Genomic DNA, 19,196 nt, shown 5'->3' with positions numbered 1-19,196 from the left:
CATCCTTGGGTCTGGATCGGGGTTAGAGTGCGGTCCAGACGACCAACGGATCTCGAGCCGGGAGCGGGTATGACGACGATCTACGACGTTGCGCGTAGGTCGGGTGTGTCGCCGGCGACGGTGTCGCGGGTGCTGAGCGGCCGCCGGAACGTCGACCCGGAGCTGTCCGAGAAGGTCCGGGCCGCGGTCGCGGAGCTCGGGTACCGGCCTAACGGCGTCGCACGTAACCTGCGAAAGTCGTCGACGAACCTGTGGGCCGTGGTCATCTCGGACATCGAGAACCCGTTCTTCACCTCGCTGGTCCGCGGGCTCGAGGACGTCGCGCAGACCGAGGGGTACCACGTCGTCCTCTGCAACTCGGACGAGGATCCGGCGAAGGAGGCGGCGTACGCGTCCGCCGTACTGACCGACCAGATGGCGGGCGTGGTGATCTCGCCGACGTCGACGGCCGAGGGCGTGCAGCTGCTCGCCGACGCGAAGATCCCGATGGTGATGATCGACCGCCGGGTCGAGGGCGTCGAGGCCGACACTGTCCTGGTCGACAACGAGCACGGCGCGTTCGAGGGCGTCAAACATCTGATCGACGGCCGGTACCAGCGGATCGCCTGCATCGCCGGTCCGCGGAAGGTGTCGACCGCGATGGACCGGCTGGCCGGGTACCGGTCGGCGTTGCGGGCCGGCGGCCTCCGGTACGACAAGGACCTGGTCCGGCACGCCGACTTCCGCGAGGCCGGCGGGTACGCCGCGATGGAAAGCCTGCTCGAGCTAACCGAGCCACCCGAGGCGTTGTTTGCCACCAACAACCTGATGACCGTCGGCGCCCTGGAATGCCTGGCCAAGAAGGGCCTCCGCGCCCCCGACGACATCGCCGTCGTCGGCTTCGACGACATCCCCTGGGCCGACCTGGTCATCCCCAGCCTCACCACCGTCGCCCAACCCACCTACGAACTGGGCCGAACCGCCGCCCTCCTCCTGAAGGACCGCACCGCCGCCCCCGGCCGCCCACCCTCCACCGTCACCCTCCGCACCGAACTCCACATCCGCGCCACCTCAGCCCCCAAGAAGTAGCAAGTCCCCCGCAAAGGACACCGCTTCGCGGCGACAGTTCTATTGCCGCCTCCGGCGGGGCGCGAGCACCACCCACGAGCAACTCAACACGCGCCAGCAACTGCACGGACACGAACTCGCTCGGCGTTGAGCGCACGCGTCCGGTGCGGGTGGATTGGCGGGTGCTCGGCCAACGTCTGCCGCAACCGGTCCACCGCGACGGGACCATTGAAAGGACACCGCTTCGCGGCGACAGTTCTATTGCCGCCTCCGGCGGGGCGCGAGCACCACCCACCGGCAACTCAACACGCGCCAGCAACTCCACCGACGCGAACTCACTCGGCGTTGAGCGCACGCATCCGGTGCGGGTGGATTGGCGAGTGCTCGGCCAACGTCTGCGGCGACCGGTCCGGCACGGCGGCGATGGCTTTCACACCAGTCTTCTCGAACCACGCCGACGTTTCTTCGTGGCGGAATCCACGCACGTGACCGAAGGCGACGACGACCTCCCGTCGACCTCCGGGCCACTCGTCCGCTGTGCGCAGAATCTGCTGAAGTACCCGCCCAGCGACAAAGTTGTAGAAGGCAACCTGGTCCTCGATCTCCAGAGCACACTGGTTCACTGCCGCCTTCTCCACCAGCACGACGTTCAGCACGGTGCCGGGTACTACGGCCAAGCTGCGTCCTCACGAACTGCCGGCGCGGAAACCGTTTGACGTGCTCAACCCAGTGCAGCGGCTTCCCCGCTGGGAATTCCCGTCAGTGTGGGGGTGGGGGTGGGGTGTTGCCGGTGCGGATCCAGGTTACGTAGTCGTGGGCGGTTTGGGTGGGTGGGTGGAGGTGGAGGCCGGCGGTGAGGGCGTGGGAGTTGTTCAGTTGGAAGGCGCCGTCGTTGGAGCCGTCTTGGGGAAGATGGAGGCGGTCTTCGGGTGGGGTCCAGTTGATCGGGGGTGGGTTGGGGACGGTGGAGCGCCAGATGGTGGCGAGGTCGGCGATTGTGTAGGTGGGGCCTACGGCGTTGAAGGGGCCGGGGATGTGCTCGACCGTGACGTGGAGGAGGAAGGCGGCCAGGTCTCGGGCGTCGATGTACTGGACGGGTTGGCTGGGGCGGGCAGCGGACTCGAGCGGTTGGTTGTGGGCGAGGGCCCAGCCCCAGTTGCTGAAGTCCGGGTTGTACGGGCCGATGACGAAGCCGGAGCGGATGGATGATGCGCGTGGACCGAAGGTGGTGCTGAGGAGGGCCTCGTTGCGGACCTTGCTCGGGCCGTAGAGGTCCATCGTGAAGTGGTCCTCGGGTGCTCCAGTGGGCCACGGGCGGAGTGGGGCGGACTCGGTCATGCCAGGGGTGGTCTTGCTGGCGTAGACGGCGATGGAGGACATGTACGTGTAGTGGCCGCAGCGGTCGCGGAGGGCGGCGGCGCTGAGGCGTACGTCGCGGACGAGGAAGCCGGACATGTCGATCACACCGTCCCACTCACCCGCCCCGAGCACCGAGGGGTCGGCGCGGTTGCCCGACGCCAGCGCGGACGGGGCGGAGCGGGCGCCCATCCCGAGCACCGACGGGTCGGCGCGGTCGCCGACGAGGCGGCGTACCCCGGGGAACAGGTCGGGGTTGGTCAGGCCTCGGTTGAAGAGGGTTATGTCGTGGCCATAGGCCAGGGCGGCCTCGACTACATGGCGGCCCAGGTTCTTCGTGCCGCCGAGGACCAGGAGCTTCACGACAGCTGCTCCACCAGGTCCGCGAGCTCAGCCGTCAGCGGTGCGATCCAGTCGCCGGACCCAGGGATGGTACGGCGACCCTCCTCCACCACAAACGTCAGCGCCAGCAGGCAGAAGCACGCCCCGCCCACCAGCACCTGCCGGTCCACCAGGAACGGATCAGCCCCTGCCGCCTCGACGTACCGCGCGACGATCGGACCGCGGTCGTGGCCAAGGGCAACGGCATCGCGCACGAGCGTATACAGGTCGCTCAGGTGTGGCGCGAGGTACGCGAGCGGCCAGTCGACCACCGTCCAGCGGCTGCCGTCGCTGACCAGGTTCTTCGGTACGAAGTCGCCGTGGACGACGTGCAGCGGCGCCTGCTGGTGCAGTACGGCGAGCGCCTCCGACAGCAGCGTCACGTCCACGGCGACCCCGCCCCGAGCCGCCAGCTCCTTCGCCCGCTCCGGCGGGAAGCCGGACACCCCGTCCACCGCGCGCCCATGAATCTCCGCCAGCAGCGACGCCGCCGCCAAGAACCCACCAGCCGTCGGCTCCTGCTCCAGCGTCACCCGCCCGACATCCTCCAGCACCAGCACCCCAGAAGACGCATAGAAGACCGCAGGTGCCGGCAGCTCCAGCGGAACCACCCACCGCGAGTACGCCGACGCCTCCTCGGACTGCGCGTCTGTCGCCCGCTTCACGACCACACTGCGTAGCCCATAGGACAGCCGCCACACCTCAGACGACCCCCACTGCCGCAGCAGCTCCCCGTGTACCTCGTCCAGCGCCGGCGCCCCCACTGCCCGCCGTACCGCGTCGTGAGGCAGCCAGGCGGGAAGCATCGCACGAGTAGACCACACCCACCATCCGAACGCCGCTGAATAAGAGGGGGCCGCGGTCTGGCAGGCTTGGGCCATGACCGACAACGCCACCCACGCCTGGGGCTTCGCCCTCGCCACCGTGACCGCCGACGGGACCGTCCTCGACGCCTGGTACCCGGCTCCCGCGCTGGGGTCGAAGCCGGACGACGCGAAGGCGCCGGCGGAGCTGATCGCCGCGGAGGGCAACGACGACCTCCGGCAGGTACGGCGTGAGGTCATGGCGACCGAGATCGTGCTGGAGGACGCACCGGCCGGTACTGCGGACGCGTACCTGCGCCTGCACCTCCTCTCCCACCGCCTGGTCCAGCCGCACGGTCTGAACCTGGACGGCATCTTCGGTGCGCTGCCGAACAACGTCTGGACCTCGCTCGGCCCGGTCCCGGTCGACGAGATCGAGCACGTCCGCCTCCGCGCCCGCGCGGCCGGCCAGCACCTGTCGGTGACCAGCGTCGACAAGTTCCCCCGGATGACGGACTACGTCGTCCCCAGCGGGGTCCGGATCGGCGACGCGGACCGGGTCCGGCTCGGCGCGCACCTGGCGTCCGGGACCACGGTCATGCACGAGGGCTTCGTCAACTTCAACGCCGGCACGCTCGGTACGTCGATGGTCGAGGGCCGGATCGTCGCCGGGGTCGTGGTCGACGACGGCAGCGACATCGGCGCGGGTGCCTCGATCATGGGCACACTGTCCGGCGGCGGCACGCAGGTGATCTCGATCGGCAAGCGCTGCCTGCTCGGCGCCAACGGCGGCACCGGCATCTCGCTCGGCGACGACTGCGTGGTCGAGGCCGGCCTCTACGTCACCGCCGGCACCAAGGTCACCCTCCCGGACGGCCGCGTGGTGAAGGCCCGCGAGCTCTCTGGCCAGCCCGGCCTGCTCTTCCTCCGCAACTCCGTCTCCGGCGCGGTCGAGGCCCGCCCCCGCCAGGGCCAGGGCATCACGCTGAACGAGGCGCTACACGCCAACGCCTGACCGTCCGAAAGTATGACTTCGCCAACCAACGCGAGGCCGCAAACGTCGACCAGTTCGTGACCTGCGAATTGGAACCTGTCACCCGCCCCCGCACGTTGGGAGCGGTATGCCGATGAACCGTGGTGCCGTGGTCGCCCTGAGCGGCATCGGCGTGCTCGCGCTGGCCGTCGGCGTCGGCATCGCGTGGATCGGCGGCAAGAACCTCGGCACGATCCTGCCGCCGCCGGAGCAGTGCCAGGCGACGGTCGGCGAGCAGACCGTGGTCCTGGACTTCGAGCAGGCCGAGTCGGCGGCGCTCATCGCAGGCATCGCCGTACGGCGTGGGCTGCCGCCGCGCGCGGCGACGATCGCGCTCGCGACGGCGTACCAGGAGTCGGACCTGCGCAACCTCGCGCACGGCGACCGCGACTCGCTCGGGCTGTTCCAGCAGCGACCGTCCCAGGGCTGGGGTACGGCGCAGCAGGTCCGGGACCCGTACTACGCGACCGGCAAGTTCTACGACGCGCTGGTCAAGGTGAAGAACTACCAGAAGCTCGCGATCACTGTCGCGGCCGACAAGGTCCAGCGCAGCGCGTTCCCCACCGCGTACGCCGACCACGAGGCGGACGCCCGGGTGCTCGCATCGGCGCTGACCGGGCAGTCGAAGAGCGTCTTCAGTTGCACGGTCCGTACGGCGGAGCTCAAGCAGGAGGCGGCCGGGGCGAACGGGCTGACCCCGCGCGCGGAGGCGGTACGGAAGGACCTGCTGCGGACCTTCGGCAAGCTGTCGACGGGTGGGTACGCGCCGGAAGGCGTGACGACCGGGCACATGGCCGGGTCGGCGCACTACGACGGACGGGCGGTGGATGTGTTCGTCCGGCCGATCTCGACCACGAACACGGCGAAGGGCTGGGCGCTGGCGCAGTACCTTGTGGCCCGGGCGAAGCTGCTCAACATCCAGACGGTGATCTTCAGTGACAAGATCTGGACGGCTGGCGGCCGGTCCGACAGCGGCTGGCGGGACTACACGCCGCCCGAGCGGTCCGGGGATCCCGCGATTCTGCGTCATCTCGACCACGTGCACGTGGACGTCGTAGACCAGTAGTGGCACTGAAGACTGTCTGAAGGTTTGCCATCACGCTGGGTACATGACAGATCTGGGGGTAGACCACCGGCCGAACGTATTGTTCAACCTGGTCGGTGTGGTGTTGATCGTGGCGGGCCTCGGCCTGACCATCTACGGCCTCGTCGCGGCGGTCGGGGTCATGCAGGCGTTCGACCCGCTGCACGGTGACGGGCCGCCGCTGGGCATCGTCGACGGGATGGCGACGGCGTTCTGGGGCATCATCGTGTTCACGATCGGCCGGTACTTCTGGCGCGGGGCGCGCAAGCGCGGCGCGCGGGACCGGTTCGGCCGGTTGCTGATCATCGCCGGGTACCTGCTGCTCGGTGTCGGGCTGGACACCGGGATGCATGCCGCGTCCGGGCTGTGGACCGAAGGCGGTACTTCGGGCGGCCCTGTCCTGGTCAGGACGCTCATCACGGTTGCCGCCTGGGCGATCCCGGGGTCGATCCTGGCCGGCATCGGCTTCAAACTCGCCAACGAGAAGGCTCTCGCCAAGGCCGAGGTCAAGGCGAAGATGGAGTACAAGATCAAGCAGGGATAGCGAAAGTGGGGCACCCGCACCGGGGGCCCCACTTCACCGAACCAGGTCGTGCTCCTGCCGGGGCGGCGCGGCGCCCCCGCCCACTGCTTTCTTCTTTTACTCGTCGTGCTCCTGCGGGGGCAGGGCGGCGATGAACGGGTGGTCCTTGTCGATCTTGCCCATCTTGGACGCGCCGCCCGGCGAACCGAGGTCGTTGAAGAAGTCGACGTTCGCGGTGTAGTAGTCCTTCCACTGCTCCGGGGTGTCGTCCTCGTAGTAGATCGCCTCCACCGGGCAGACCGGCTCGCACGCTCCGCAGTCGACGCACTCGTCCGGGTGGATGTACAGCATCCGGTTGCCCTCGTAGATGCAGTCGACGGGGCACTCCTCGACGCAGGCGAGGTCCTTCAGGTCAACACACGGCTGCGCGATGACGTAGGTCACTGCTACTCCTCCTATGGCAGGCACGCGCAGCGCTGATCACGGGGTGCTGCGATGCGGTGGTGCGATGTCTCTCTAGTATCACCGTAGTACGCTGCCCACTTTGCCAGGAGTCCGGATCGTGTCAGGCCTGGGTGCCCGTGATATCGGCCACCGTGTCGTCGTCCGGCACCGGATTCCGGGCGGTCTGACCGACCTGATCGGCGTCCTCCAGGCGTGGACCCCGGAGACCGTGACCGTACGTCACGCCGACGGTACCGCGCACGCCATCCCCACCGGGGACGTCACGGCCGCCAAAACCATCCCCGAGATGCCGCTCCGGCCCGTGGACGTCGACCAGCTCTTCCTGACCGCCGCGCTGGGCCGCCCCGCCGCCGAGACGGCGTACCTCGGGCACTGGTTGCTCCGGGCATCCGCGGGCTGGACCGGCCGCGGCAACTCGCTGCTACCCGCCGGCGACCCCGGCATGCCCGTCAGCGAGGGCCTTGCACAGGCGGTCAGGTTCTACGAGGCGCACCGTCTCCCACCACAGGCCCAGGTCCGCGTCGGCAGTCCGTACGACCAGGAGATTCGTGCCTGTGGATGGGTAGACGCTCGGCCGGAGCAGTCCGACGTACTGGTCATGCACACCACCCTGGACCACGTGAACGCCCTGCCTACGTACGACGTGGAGCTCACCGAGCGTCCGGATGACCAGTGGTACGAAGCTGCTTTCGAAGGCCCAGTACCGGTGGTGGCAAAGCAGGTGCTCGAGGGTGCGGCCAAGGCGATGTTCGCCTCGGTCGTGCTGGACGGCCGGGTGGTAGCGGTGGCCAGGGGGTCCATGACCGGCCACTGGCTCGGCGTGGACGCGGTGCGGGTGTGTGGCGACTATCGCCGCCGTGGTCTCGGTACGGCGCTCGTCCAGGGGCTGGCGCGCTGGGCGGGGGCCGAGGGCGGCCGCCGCACCTACCTCGAGGTCCTGCTCGAGAACGAGGCCGCCGTGACCACCTACACCCGCCTCGGCTACCGCGAGGCCTACCGGTACCGCTACCTGACCAACCGGTGAGCCGCACTCGCTCCTACTAGCGTCAGTACGACGAAGCCCGCCACAACTACCCCCAGCGCCCGGGCGGGATCGTCAGCCAACGCAGCGTAGGTAGAACCCGCCAGGGCGACGCCAAGAGCACCGGACAGCTGAGCGTTCGTCGCCACGACTCCGGACAGGTCAGCCGCATACTCGGGCGTCATGCTGGACGTCACTGCGCCAATGAGGGTGTTGGCGCTGATTCCGAGCCCCAGACCGCCGACACCGAGTAGGGCAAAGAGCAGCGGTCCGGTCCGGCCACCGAACACGAGGTAAGCCAGCACGGCCAGGTACCCGACCGCCAGCACCAGACAGCCGACCACGGGCATCCAGTGCACGCCCCTGCGCATTCTGGGGATCACAGGTCCGGCCAGCCCGAAGGCGGCGACCCAGATGACCATGGCGAACCCGGAGTACGCCGGCCCTTTGTGGAGCCCGTCCTGCAGGTAGAGAGCCAGCACGAACAGCAGCGCGAAGTAGGTACCGGTCGTGCAGGCGTGTGCAAGTAGGCCAGCACGGACGGACCGGCTCGCCAGCACTTGACGGGCGATCAGCGGACGCCCACCGCGGCGAGCCGTCCGGCGTTCGCCGTACTGGAAGGACAGGAGGGCCGGGAGACTGAGCAGAAGGCACACCCAGGACCAGGTCGGCCAGCCGCGCTCTGAGCCGAGCAGGAGCGGGACGATGACCAGCAAGACCGTCACAGAGAGGGCGAGTACGCCGCCCAGGTCGAGGCGGTCGCGGTGACCGGCCGCATCGGCCGGCAGGATGCGGCGGCCGGCGATCCCGAGGGCGATGCCGATGGGGACGTTGACGAGGAAGATCGGGCGCCAGCCGGTGCCGAAGAGGTCGGCCGCGATCAGGACCCCGCCGACGAGCTGACCGACGACAGCGCCACCGGAGAGCGCGATCGAGAAGTACCCGAGCGCCTTGAGCCGGTCGCGGCCCTGGAAGTGCAGCTGGATGCCGCTGAGCACCTGCGGCACCAGCAGCGCGGCACCAGCGCCCTGGACGAAGCGGGCGACGATCAGCGTGCCGACGTCCGGCGCCACGCCACAGGCGAGCGAGGCCACGGTGAAGACCGTCAGGCCGAGGAGGAACGTCGTACGGTAACCGAGCGACGAGCCCAGGCGTGCACCGGTGATGAGCAGTACGGCGAACGCGACGACATACCCGGATACGACCAGGCCGACCGCGCCCGCCGAGGCCCGCAGGTCGATGCCGATCGACGGGCCGGCGATGTTGGCGACCGCGACGTCGATGTTCGCCATGAACTGCCCGGTGAGCAGGACGGCAAGGATCGCGTTCCGGTTGCGGGTCGGAGTTTCGATGACAGCCATGCCCATGGAACGGTATGGCCGCCAGGTTGTGTGAGGTTAGGCTCGCGACCATGGCGGATCACATGGCGGATCACGTGGCGGAGCGGCCGGAGTACGTGGGGGACTTCGAGGGGACGGTGCACGTGGAGTACACGCCGCACCCGGACGACGGAGTGGCGGACCCGGGCGAGATCGTCTGGACCTGGGTGCCGTTCGAGGAGGACCACCACCGCGGCAAGGACCGGCCGGTGCTCGTCGTCGGCTCCGACGGGCCCTACCTGCTCGCGCTGATCCTGACCAGCAAGGACCACGACCGCGATGCCGCCGACGAGGCGCGCTGGGGCCGGGTCTGGCTGGACATCGGCAGCGGCGCCTGGGACAAGGAGGGCCGGCGCAGCGAGGTCCGCATCGACCGCGTCCTGCGCATCGACCCGAAGCAGGTCCGCCGCGAAGGCGCGGTGATCAGCGAAGAGACCTTCGGCGAGGTCGCCGCGGAGCTCCACCAACTGCACCGCGGCTGAGCCTCAGCTGGGCGGCCGGGTGCTGCTGGTGGTGACCGGGACGGACGGCGTACTGCCGGGCTTCGGACCGCAGCGGATGTCGTCGGCGGCGTTGTACTTCGTGGTGAACGACTCGGTCTTCACCCGGACGCCGTTCCGCGCGAAGTACCGGTAGACGGTGATGTCGAACCCGGCGGACGGCGCCTGCGGACGGCAGTCGGCGGCCTGGCTGTAGACGACCTGCGGCTCCCGGGGATTCGACTTCTCCGACTGGCCGGCGGTGATGTCCCAGGTCTTGGTGCCCCACATGATCACCCTGATGCTGCCCGAGGTGCCCGGCGTCGACGCCTTGAAGATCGTCTGCACCAGCACGCCGTGGCCCGAGTCGTTCAGGATCTTCAGGTCCACCGCCGGCCACGCGACCGTCGCCTCGCGACCGACCGGGTACCGCGAGATGTAGACGCTGTGCGCCTTGTGCTCGAGGATCTTCAGCCCGGCGAAGAACGCCGCGTTGAAGGTCGTGGTCGCCGACTGCGAGACCCCGCCGCCGAGGTCCAGGACGAACTTGCCGCCGCTGATGATGTTGCCCTCGGTGAACCCGTTCTCCTTGGTCCGCTCGCCGACGATCTTGTTCAGGCTGAAGATCTCGTTCGGCTTCAGCAGCGTGCCGTTGATCTTGGCCGCCGCGGTCCCGATGTTGATGTTGCGGTACGGCGCGTGCGGGAACTGCGTCTGGAACTCGCCGATCTTCTGGGTGATCCCGAGCGCGGCCGCCTGCGCGGTGGTGAACTTCGCCTGGCTGTGGGTCAGGCCGACCGCGGCCCGGCGCTCACCGGACGGCTTTGGCAGGACCGAGAGGATCGCCGGTCCGACCTTGGCCCGGTCCACGACCATGCCGTCGACGGCCGGGATCACCTTCGGTACACCGTTCACGATCTGTACCGTCGCGTCCTTCGGCAGCGTCTCCAGCGCGCTGAACCGCTTCTCGAACAGGGGTTCCAGCACCTTCGACCTCAGCGCCGGCGTGACCTTGCCGTCCTTCGCGGTCAGCACCAGCCCGGGCGCGATCTCAGCGGGCTCCAGGTCCACCGACTTCGAGCCGACGGTCAGCCGGATCGGGCCGGACATCGCGGGCTCGGCGTAGTCCTTCAAGGCGGCGGTGATCGCCTCGGTCCCAGCCTGCGGCTTGCTCACGCCGACCGGTAGGTCCTTCGGGTTGCCGTCCGAGGGGTACGCCGCGACCACGGCGCCGGCCGCCTTCGCGGTGTCGAGCTGGAGCCCATCTGCCGGGTCGTGCTGCACCGGCTTCGTGCCCTCGAACGTGATCGTGCCCTCGGTGGCGGGACGGTTCACCTGCTTGGCGAGCTGGTCGACCGCGGCCTTGAGCTTCGCGTCGTCCTTCTTCACCACCGGCGTGACCGCGTCGCCGCCGGTCAGCGCGTGCCAGATGCGACCGGGGGCCAGGCTGCGGCCTGCGCCGGCAGCGGCGACGGTGGCATCGATGTCCACCGACAGCCCGGCGTCGGCCGGCTGCACCTGGAACTTGGTCTCGCCCGCCTTCAGCGCGATCGGCGCGTCGGTCCGGTCCTGCAGACCGGCCTCAAGTTTGGCCTTCGCGTCGCTCTTGGAGAGCCCACCGATCGGGATTCCCGCGACGGTGGTGTCAGCGGGGATCTTCGCGCCGGCGAACGCGAACGCCGCGCCGTACCCCACCACAATCACACCAAGGCCGGCCGCGGCGATGATCCCCGCGAGCTGCTTTCTCCCCACCGGACAGAGTCCTCCTGCTAGAGCCGTGGTCAGGCACAAGGGCACATACTACGGGACCGAAGAGGCCGTTTCGGCCGCCGGGGTCGCCGCCCTCACCCTCAGCTTTCGGGCAGTCTCCGGTAGTGACTCGAGTGGTACAGCAACGCGCTGGAGTCGGTCGGATCGCCGGGACCGAGGCTCAGCACCTCACCCACCACGATCGTGTGGTCGCCCCCGTCGTACGTCGCCCACGTGCGGCACTCGAGCCACGACAGCGCGCCGGTGACGAGCGGGCACCCGGTCTTCGGGCCGGGCACCGTGCCGATGCCGTCGAACTGGCTGTACAGGTCCCGCCCGGACCGGGCGAACCGGTCCGCGATCGGCTGCTGGTCGCCGGCCAGCACCGAAACCGCCCAGTAGCCGCAGTCGAGAACGGCGGCGTGCATCCGGACGCCCTTGTCCACGCAGACGAGGACGAGCGGCGGATCCAGTGAGACCGAGGTGAACGCGTTGGCGGTCATTGCGTGCGCGACGCCGTCCTGGAGCGTGCTCATGATCGCGATCCCCGAAGCGAACTGCCCGAGCGCCGCACGGAACTCGGCAGGCGGGACGCTCCCGCTGGACTCGATCGATGGCACCCCAGCAGGTTATGCCCGCTCGAAGGTTGATGCCTCAACCCAGCGTGTGGGCCCGGTCACGCCGGACGAATCGGTTCGCTGGTTCGGGGTACCGGATCAGCGATGACTGGTGACCGCAGGGCCCCCGCAGCCGGCCAGTCTCTCAGTGGCCGCGGGGGCTCTGTTCAGCTCATCCTGATCGAGCTCAGAGTCCGGCGAATCAGAGTCCGGCGAAGAGGTCGTGCTCCAGCCCGTCCTCGCCCGGGGCAGCGGTGCCCTTGACCAGGCGGTAGGGCTCTGAGCTCCAGATCTGGTTGCCTTGATTGTTGGACAGGGCGAAGAACGGCCCGTCGACGGTGATCTGGGTCGCGTGCGCCTTCATCGCGTTCATCTTGCGGTCGACGAAACCCTCGCCCTCGATGACGCAGTCGATCAGCCGGTCCGGCGTGATCATCGGCGGCATCGGGCCGTCGGGGTCCAGCCCCTCGAACGTGGTGGTGTCGCCGGAGTCGCGGAGCAGCCGGAGCTGCGAGCGCATCCGGGACTCGGCCAGCGCGGTCCAGTAGATCTTCGGCACCTCCCAGGCCGGCCCGAGGTCCTCGCGGTACGACCGGGCGCCGGCCAGCGCGGCGGCGTACATCGCGACGCGGTGCGCCTTGATGTGGTCCGGGTGGCCGTAGTTGCCCCACTGGTCGTAGGTGACCAGGACCTGCGGGCGGATCTCGCGGATGACCGGGATCAGGTCGTCGGCCGCAGTCAGCAGATCGGCCTGCCAAAAGCTGTCCTTGCGGGTCTCCGGCGGTACGTCGGCGTTGCCCTCGTCGTTGTAGATCATGCCGGTGTCGCGGTAGCGGCCCGGGGTGCCGAGGAAGCGGTGGTCGGTGACCCCGAGCTCGGACATCGCGTTCGCCAGCTCGCCGATCCGGTGCTCGCCGAGCCGGTCGTCCTGGTCCGAAGCGAGGTGGGCGAGTTCCGGGACGAGGACCTCGCCCTCCTCACCGAGAGTGCAGGTAACAAGCGTCACGTGCGCGCCTTCGGCCACATAGCGGGCCATCGTCACGCCGTTGTTGATGGTTTCGTCGTCGGGGTGGGCATGCACCAGCAGAAGCCGGCGCTCAGCAAGCTCGACCATGCCGAAAGCCTACGTCGCGCCCCGGACAGTTCCCGCGCTGCCGGTCCGCCTCACCCGAAGCGGCGGACCAGCAGACACCCGGCCTGGAACCGCGACTTCGCGCCCAGTCCGGCGATCAGCGCGCTGATCTCGGCGCGCACGGTCCGCAGCGACAGCCCGAGCTCGCGCGCGATCGCCGCGTCCTTGGAACCGGTGGACAGCATCCGGCCGATCTCCACCTGACGGACGGTCAGTTCCTTCACCGCGGCCGGCGAACGCCGCCGCGAACCGAGCTCGTAGACCTCGGCAACGACCTCCGGTGCGAAGTCCTCGCGCCGCACCACGGGTACGGCCGGATAGACCGACATGTTCACTCCTCCCCAAGAGTGTGCTTCCAGGGCAGGATTCTCGTCGTCCGGTTAGACCAATCGCCAGGTACAACCCATACAAACGACCCATACAGTTCCAGCGGGTGACTCACCGATAGCCGTCCGGAGCCATGTGACTTCCGCCACTCACAACCGCGCGCGAAGCTCCCGGACGAAGGGGCGATCGGGTGCCAGCCAGCCGGATTCGTCCAGTTCCGCGGCCGCGAACCAGCGGACCTCGGCGTGCTCACGCAGTACCGGATCGCCGGCGACGACGGTCGCCAGGTAGACGTGCAGGCGGTACAGCTCGGAGATGTCCACCCCCGGCCCGAGCGACGCACCGACCTCGATCTCGAGGTCCAGCTCCTCGCGGATTTCCCGGACCGCGGCCTCGGCGTCGGTCTCCCCTGGCTCGACCTTCCCGCCGGGGAACTCCCAGCCGCCCTCAGGCCCAGGCCGGTACGCCGCGAACACCGAACCGTCCTGCACGATCGCCACGCCAACGACTGTCTGCACTGTTCCGTTTCCTTCCGCACCGCCCGGTCAGGTCGTGACTCTGCCAGAATCTGCCGGAGCCCGTCAGAAACTGTCCGCGACGTCGGGCAGGATGGCCGTATGCCGTTGCAGAACAGGGTTTTGCCCACTCAGGAGATCGTCGCCGACCCCGGCCGCGGTCTGCTGATGGGCAACCGTGGCAGCCTGCACGGCCCGGACCGGCGCCTCGGCACCACCCGGTGGCGGTCGAAGGCGTGGATCTGCTGCGTCCTTGACTGGAAGGGGATCCGGCGCGACCCGATGCCGCCGGGCCGGTGGACCGCGCTCTTCTTCTTCGACGAGGCGGTCGCGCTGGCGGCCGGGCACCGCCCCTGTCATTACTGCCGGCGCAGGGATTTCCTGTTGTACGCCGGGGCGTGGGTCCAGGGTCAGGCGGAACGTCCGCGAGCCGCCGAGATGGACGCCGTACTGCACAGCCAGCGGGTCGAACCGCGGACCCGGCGGCAACGGACGACGACCCAGGACCTCGCGGACCTGCCGGACGGCGCGATGATCCGGTTCGACGGTGCACCGGCGCTGGTGCTCGGCGGGCGGGTGCTCCCGTGGTCCTGGCAGGGGTACGGCGTACCCCGGCAACCGCCAGGGCTGCGTGCGGTCGAGGTCCTCACCCCACCGGCGAATCTCGTTGTCCTGAAGGCCGGATTCGTTCCATTACTCCACCCGTCGGCAGGTCGCAACTGAGGCGACCCTAACTGGAAACACGCCGTACCGAGGGGTCTTCCGTTGGGCGCCCGGCGGGGGCAAAGTGTGCCCATACTGACAGCTACATAACCATCACTGGAGTCGGCATGAGTGAAGGCAACAGCGGCCGGGATGCCACCGCCGCGGTCGTCCGAGCGCTCGAGGGGTTACACGCTGCCGTCGGCAAACTCAGCCAGGAGTACGGTGACACCCTCGGCATCCGCCGCCTGGTGTCCGACGTGGCCCGGCTGAGCGACGACCTCGCAGAGCTCGGCCCACCCGACCCCAAGCACAGACCCGGACCTGTTCCGGAGGAACTCGAGGAGATTCCCGACGTGGAGTATGACGCGTCCATGTGGACAGACGCGGAGCATGAAGGCTTCGGCGCGCCTGACAGGCACGCCCCGTGAACGAGCGAAGCGAGAGAACAATTAAGCGCAGCGGCCTTTCGCCAGCAGAACCGCCCGCAGCGAAGCGAGGACGGTTCTGATGGCGACCGGGGTACAGGCTCCGGGCCGCGCGCAGGTCGGCCTCAAGACCGCGAGATCAGACCGTTGGTGGCTCGCGCCGTTGCGCATCGGCGTGATCCTGCTCTTCTTCGTCGTCTACGCGACGATCCGGATCTTCATGAACAAGTGGTACTGGGTCGACGCGTACCACTACCTCACCCCGCTGTACTCGCCGTGCGTGACCAGCAGCTGTGTCGAAGGCTCCAGCCACCTCGGCACCTGGTTCGGCGCGTTCCCGCGGTTCGTGCCGTTCAGCCTGATCACGTTCGTGATCCTGGCCGGCTTCCGCGGCACCTGCTACTACTACCGCAAGGCGGGGTACCGGTCGCTGTTCTTCGCGCCGGCCGCGTGCGCCGTCCCGGAGCCGCACAAGAGCTACACCGGTGAGCGCAAGTTCCCGCTGGTCGCGCTGAACCTGCACCGGTACTTCTTCTACGGCGCCCTGATCTTCGGTGTGCTGAACATCTACGACGGCATCCAGGCCTTCCACGGCAAGGGTGGCGGCTTCGGTATCGGCCTCGGCACCCTGATCATCTGGATCAACCTGGTCTGCCTGTGGCTGTACACGCTGTCCTGCCACGCCTGCCGGCACATCGTCGGCGGCCGGCTGAAGAACTTCTCCAAGCACCCGTTGCGCTACCGGTACTGGACGTTCGTGTCCAAGCTGAACCCGAAGCACGGCACCTTCGCGATGACGTCGCTGTTCACCGTGATCCTGACCGACTTCTACATCATGGCGGTCTCCGCCGGGTGGTTCTCCGACCTGCGCATCATCAACTGACTGTGCACCTTCTCTAGGGATCTCTGTAGCTATGACTGAGCTGGAACGACACTCCTACGACGTCGTCGTGATCGGGGCCGGCGGCGCCGGCCTGCGAGCGGCGATCGAGGCCCGCGAGCAGGGCAAGCGCACCGCGATCATCTGCAAGTCGCTGTTCGGCAAGGCGCACACGGTGATGGCCGAGGGCGGTTGCGCGGCCGCGATGGGCAACGCGAACTCCAACGACAACTGGCAGGTCCACTACCGCGACACGATGCGCGGTGGGAAGTTCCTGAACAACTGGCGGATGGCCGAGCTGCACGCGCAGGAGGCCCCGGACCGGGTCTGGGAGCTGGAGACCTACGGCGCCCTGTTCGACCGGACGCCGGACGGCAAGATCAGCCAGCGGAACTTCGGCGGCCACTCCTACCCGCGGCTCGCGCACGTCGGCGACCGCACCGGCTTGGAGCTGATCCGCACCCTGCAGCAGAAGATCGTCTCGCTGCAGCAGGAGGACTTCGAGGCCACCGGCGACTACGAGGCCAACCTCAAGGTCTACGCCGAGTGCACGATCACCGAGCTGATGAAGGACGGCGACGCGATCTCCGGCGCCTTCGGGTACTGGCGCGAGTCCGGGCGGTTCATCCTGTTCGAGGCGCCCGCGGTGATCCTCGCCACCGGCGGCGTCGGCAAGTCGTTCAAGGTGACCTCGAACTCCTGGGAGTACACCGGTGACGGGCACGCGCTGGCGATGCGGGCCGGCGCGACGCTGATCAACATGGAGTTCATCCAGTTCCACCCGACCGGCATGGTCTGGCCGCCGTCGGTGAAGGGCATCCTGGTCACCGAGTCGGTCCGCGGTGACGGTGGCGTGCTGAAGAACTCCGAGGGCAAGCGGTTCATGTTCGAGTACGTGCCGGACGTGTTCCGGGCGCAGTACGCGGAGACCGAGGAAGAGGCCGACCGCTGGTACAAGGACGCCGACAACAACCGGCGCCCACCGGAGCTGCTGCCCCGCGACGAGGTCGCCCGGGCGATCAACTCCGAGGTCAAGGCCGGTCGCGGGACGCCGCACGGCGGTGTCTTCCTGGACGTGTCGTCGCGGCTCCCCGCCGAGGAGATCAAGCGGCGGCTGCCGTCGATGCATCACCAGTTCAAGGAGCTGGCGGACGTCGACATCACGGCCGAGCCGATGGAGGTCGGTCCGACCTGCCACTACGTCATGGGCGGCGTCGAGGTCGACCCGGACACGGCGTCCTCCGTCATACCGGGCCTGTTCGCGGCCGGTGAGGTTGCCGGCGGCATGCACGGGTCGAACCGGCTCGGCGGCAACTCGCTGTCCGACCTGCTGGTCTTCGGCCGGCGCGCGGGCATGGGCGCGGCCCTGTACGTCGACTCGCTGGCCGAGCGGCCTGCGGTGTCGGAGGCCGATGTCGACGCGGCGGCGGTCGAGGCGCTGGCGCCGTTCGAGCTCGAGGGCGGCGAGAACCCGTACTCGATCCACCAGGAGCTCCAGCAGTCGATGAACGACCTGGTCGGCATCATCCGCAAGGAAGAGGAGATGGAGCAGGCGCTCGGCCGGCTGGCCGAGTTCCGCGGCCGGATCGCGAAGATGACGGTGGAGGGTCACCGGCAGTTCAACCCCGGCTGGCACCTGGCGCTCGACCTGCGGAACATGCTGACCGTGTCGGAGTGCGTGGCGAAGGCCGCGCTGCTGCGCCAGGAGTCGCGCGGCGGTCACACCCGCGACGACTTCCCGGCCATGTCGGCGGAGTGGCGGAAGAAGCTGCTGGTCTGCCGCCTGGACGCGAACGACGGTGTCGACGTGACCGAGAAGCAGCAGATCCCGATGCGCGAGGACCTGCTCGAGCTGTTCGAGGTCGACGAACTGGCGAAGTACCTGACGGATGAGGAGCTGCCGAGACATGACTGAGCGGAGCGAAGTCATCAAACAGCACAGCGAGTTCTGCTCATCGGCGCCCGCAGCGAAGCGAGGACGTCGATGAGTTATCAGGGCAAATTCCGCGTCTGGCGCGGGGACTCCGAGGGCGGCGAGCTCAAGGACTACGAGGTCGAGGTGAACGAGGGCGAGGTCGTCCTCGACGTCATCCACCGGCTGCAGGCAACCCAGACCCCGGACATGGCGGTCCGCTGGAACTGCAAGGCCGGCAAGTGCGGCTCCTGCAGCGCCGAGATCAACGGCATGCCGAAGCTGATGTGCATGTGCCGGATGAACACGTTCGCCGAGGACGAGGTCGTCACGGTGACGCCGATGCGGACCTTCCCGGTGATCCGGGACCTGGTCACGGACGTGTCGTTCAACTACCAGAAGGCCCGCGAGATCCCCGCCTTCAAGCCGCCGGCGGACGTCAAGCCCGGTGACTACCGGATGCAGCAGGTCGACGTCGAGCGATCGCAGGAGTTCCGGAAGTGCATCGAGTGCTTCCTCTGCCAGGACACCTGCCACGTGATCCGGGACCACGAGGAGAACAAGGAAAACTTCTCCGGCCCCCGCTTCCTGATGCGCATCGCCGAACTCGACATGCACCCCCTCGACGCCGCCGACCGCCAGCACCAGGCCCAGGACCAGCACGGCCTGGGCTTCTGCAACATCACCAAGTGCTGCACCGAGGTCTGCCCCGAACACATCAAGATCACCGACAACGCCCTGATCCCGATGAAGGAGCGCGTAGCAGACCGCAAGTACGACCCCCTGGTCTGGCTAGGCAACAAAATCCGCCGCCGCCCGTCCTAAACCCACACCCCGAAGCCCCCGGAACCCAACGGTCCCGGGGGCTTCGCATATCCACGACTGAGTCGGGAGGCACGGCGCAGGTCCCCCGGGGAGGCGCCACGCAGTGCGTCGGGCACGTCGGGTAGAAGGCCGCCGGGCTGGTGGGGTTCGGTTTCCGGAACATAAGTGCCACCAGCTGACACTTTTCCTCCGGAAACCGGCCCAACACCCCAGCCCCGAACAGGCGGGTGGGTACGGCGTCGCGTAGCCGGGTACGCCGAGACACGGCCGGAGGTACCGCACGGGGTACGCGACAGATACGGCGGCTACAACGGCAGGTACTGACGCGGCGTACGACAGCAGGTACGACGAGATATGACGGGACGTACCCGCTCGAGTAGGGCGGCAGGTACGGCGGAAGTCCGACTCGAGGTACGGCTGGGAAGCGAGCATCAGGTACGGCGAGGTCGGCGGCAGGTACGCCGCGAGGTACGTCGGCAAGTACGGCGACTCGGGCGGGTACAACGGCAGATGTGGGCTCCGGTACGACGGAAGTACT

The 19,196-nt window shown here is 68.5% G+C and carries 21 protein-coding genes; 11 read left to right on the top strand and 10 right to left on the bottom strand.

What is annotated here, in order from left to right; translation table 11 throughout:
* Positions 1–69 precede the first annotated feature (69 nt).
* Positions 70–1,068 (top strand): LacI family DNA-binding transcriptional regulator, encoded by a 999-nt coding sequence (locus tag AB0E69_RS22365; protein ID WP_360149032.1) that lies wholly within the window; start codon positions 70–72, stop codon positions 1,066–1,068.
* A gap of 314 nt (positions 1,069–1,382) precedes the next feature.
* Here AB0E69_RS22365 and AB0E69_RS22360 read toward each other — a convergent pair whose 3' ends face one another.
* From AB0E69_RS22360 to AB0E69_RS22350, 3 genes are all read right to left on the bottom strand, one after another.
* Positions 1,383–1,724, bottom strand: coding sequence for a hypothetical protein (locus AB0E69_RS22360; protein ID WP_360149029.1), 342 nt, complete (start codon positions 1,722–1,724; stop codon positions 1,383–1,385).
* Positions 1,725–1,806: 82 nt separating this feature from the next.
* Entirely contained in the window at positions 1,807–2,766 is a 960-nt protein-coding gene (locus AB0E69_RS22355; RefSeq protein ID WP_360149026.1) for an NAD-dependent dehydratase, read from the bottom strand.
* Positions 2,763–3,590: a phosphotransferase gene (locus AB0E69_RS22350; RefSeq protein ID WP_360149023.1), complete on the bottom strand. Its 828-nt coding sequence runs from the start codon at positions 3,588–3,590 to the stop codon at positions 2,763–2,765. The genes AB0E69_RS22355 and AB0E69_RS22350 overlap by 4 nt, the downstream gene beginning before the upstream one ends.
* Before the next feature lie 73 nt (positions 3,591–3,663).
* Between AB0E69_RS22350 and dapD the strand changes: the two genes are divergently transcribed.
* From dapD to AB0E69_RS22335, 3 genes are all read left to right on the top strand, one after another.
* Positions 3,664–4,602: a 2,3,4,5-tetrahydropyridine-2,6-dicarboxylate N-succinyltransferase gene (gene dapD, locus AB0E69_RS22345; protein ID WP_360149020.1), complete on the top strand. Its 939-nt coding sequence runs from the start codon at positions 3,664–3,666 to the stop codon at positions 4,600–4,602.
* A gap of 106 nt (positions 4,603–4,708) precedes the next feature.
* Complete coding sequence (locus tag AB0E69_RS22340; RefSeq protein ID WP_360149017.1) at positions 4,709–5,686, top strand: hypothetical protein; 978 nt, start codon at positions 4,709–4,711, stop codon at positions 5,684–5,686.
* A 43-nt stretch (positions 5,687–5,729) separates the two neighbouring features.
* Positions 5,730–6,248 carry a hypothetical protein gene (locus tag AB0E69_RS22335; RefSeq protein ID WP_360149014.1) on the top strand — a complete coding sequence of 173 codons (519 nt, stop codon included), beginning with the start codon at positions 5,730–5,732 and terminating at the stop codon, positions 6,246–6,248.
* 96 nt (positions 6,249–6,344) lie between these two features.
* Here the strand turns inward: AB0E69_RS22335 and fdxA are convergent, their stop codons facing one another.
* Positions 6,345–6,671, bottom strand: coding sequence for a ferredoxin (fdxA, locus tag AB0E69_RS22330; protein WP_131285641.1), 327 nt, complete (start codon positions 6,669–6,671; stop codon positions 6,345–6,347).
* A 118-nt stretch (positions 6,672–6,789) separates the two neighbouring features.
* Between fdxA and AB0E69_RS22325 the strand changes: the two genes are divergently transcribed.
* Positions 6,790–7,716: a GNAT family N-acetyltransferase gene (locus AB0E69_RS22325; RefSeq protein WP_360149011.1), complete on the top strand. Its 927-nt coding sequence runs from the start codon at positions 6,790–6,792 to the stop codon at positions 7,714–7,716.
* On the opposite strand, the gene AB0E69_RS22320 is transcribed toward AB0E69_RS22325, so the two are convergent.
* Complete coding sequence (locus AB0E69_RS22320; RefSeq protein ID WP_360149008.1) at positions 7,698–9,074, bottom strand: MFS transporter; 1,377 nt, start codon at positions 9,072–9,074, stop codon at positions 7,698–7,700. The two genes, AB0E69_RS22325 and AB0E69_RS22320, sit on opposite strands and share 19 nt — an antisense overlap.
* A gap of 50 nt (positions 9,075–9,124) precedes the next feature.
* Here AB0E69_RS22320 and AB0E69_RS22315 point away from each other — a divergent pair, with 50 nt between their 5' ends.
* Entirely contained in the window at positions 9,125–9,574 is a 450-nt protein-coding gene (locus tag AB0E69_RS22315) for a type II toxin-antitoxin system PemK/MazF family toxin (RefSeq protein WP_360149005.1), read from the top strand.
* Between the two features lie 3 nt (positions 9,575–9,577).
* Here the strand turns inward: AB0E69_RS22315 and AB0E69_RS22310 are convergent, their stop codons facing one another.
* From AB0E69_RS22310 to AB0E69_RS22290, 5 genes are all read right to left on the bottom strand, one after another.
* A complete protein-coding gene (locus AB0E69_RS22310) occupies positions 9,578–11,323 on the bottom strand; it encodes a VanW family protein (protein ID WP_360149002.1) in 1,746 nt (581 codons plus the stop codon).
* Positions 11,324–11,421: 98 nt separating this feature from the next.
* Positions 11,422–11,940: a flavin reductase family protein gene (locus AB0E69_RS22305; protein WP_360148999.1), complete on the bottom strand. Its 519-nt coding sequence runs from the start codon at positions 11,938–11,940 to the stop codon at positions 11,422–11,424.
* Between the two features lie 199 nt (positions 11,941–12,139).
* Positions 12,140–13,051 carry an N-acetyl-1-D-myo-inositol-2-amino-2-deoxy-alpha-D-glucopyranoside deacetylase gene (gene mshB, locus AB0E69_RS22300; protein WP_360148996.1) on the bottom strand — a complete coding sequence of 304 codons (912 nt, stop codon included), beginning with the start codon at positions 13,049–13,051 and terminating at the stop codon, positions 12,140–12,142.
* Between the two features lie 50 nt (positions 13,052–13,101).
* Positions 13,102–13,398: a LuxR C-terminal-related transcriptional regulator gene (locus AB0E69_RS22295; RefSeq protein ID WP_360148993.1), complete on the bottom strand. Its 297-nt coding sequence runs from the start codon at positions 13,396–13,398 to the stop codon at positions 13,102–13,104.
* 147 nt (positions 13,399–13,545) lie between these two features.
* A complete protein-coding gene (locus AB0E69_RS22290) occupies positions 13,546–13,914 on the bottom strand; it encodes a (deoxy)nucleoside triphosphate pyrophosphohydrolase (protein ID WP_360148990.1) in 369 nt (122 codons plus the stop codon).
* 99 nt (positions 13,915–14,013) lie between these two features.
* Between AB0E69_RS22290 and AB0E69_RS22285 the strand changes: the two genes are divergently transcribed.
* The 5 genes from AB0E69_RS22285 (at position 14,014) to AB0E69_RS22265 (ending at position 18,658) form a co-directional block, all read left to right on the top strand.
* Positions 14,014–14,634, top strand: coding sequence for a hypothetical protein (locus AB0E69_RS22285; RefSeq protein WP_360148987.1), 621 nt, complete (start codon positions 14,014–14,016; stop codon positions 14,632–14,634).
* Between the two features lie 107 nt (positions 14,635–14,741).
* The gene (locus tag AB0E69_RS22280) at positions 14,742–15,044 is read left to right on the top strand and encodes a hypothetical protein (protein ID WP_360148984.1); all 303 of its coding nucleotides are present in this window, start codon (positions 14,742–14,744) and stop codon (positions 15,042–15,044) included.
* A gap of 79 nt (positions 15,045–15,123) precedes the next feature.
* Positions 15,124–15,924, top strand: a complete 801-nt coding sequence (locus AB0E69_RS22275) for a hypothetical protein (protein WP_360148981.1) — start codon at positions 15,124–15,126, stop codon at positions 15,922–15,924.
* 31 nt (positions 15,925–15,955) lie between these two features.
* Positions 15,956–17,836: a fumarate reductase/succinate dehydrogenase flavoprotein subunit gene (locus AB0E69_RS22270; RefSeq protein WP_360148978.1), complete on the top strand. Its 1,881-nt coding sequence runs from the start codon at positions 15,956–15,958 to the stop codon at positions 17,834–17,836.
* Positions 17,837–17,905: 69 nt separating this feature from the next.
* On the top strand, positions 17,906–18,658 hold the full coding sequence (locus AB0E69_RS22265) for a succinate dehydrogenase/fumarate reductase iron-sulfur subunit (protein WP_360148975.1): 753 nt from the start codon (positions 17,906–17,908) through the stop codon (positions 18,656–18,658).
* Positions 18,659–19,196: the final 538 nt, after the last annotated feature.

This window comes from Kribbella sp. NPDC026611 (assembly GCF_040638345.1).
Lineage (GTDB): Bacteria > Actinomycetota > Actinomycetes > Propionibacteriales > Kribbellaceae > Kribbella.
The sequence above is the reverse complement of the archived record's forward strand: the minus strand, read 5'-3'. Positions and strand labels throughout refer to the sequence as shown.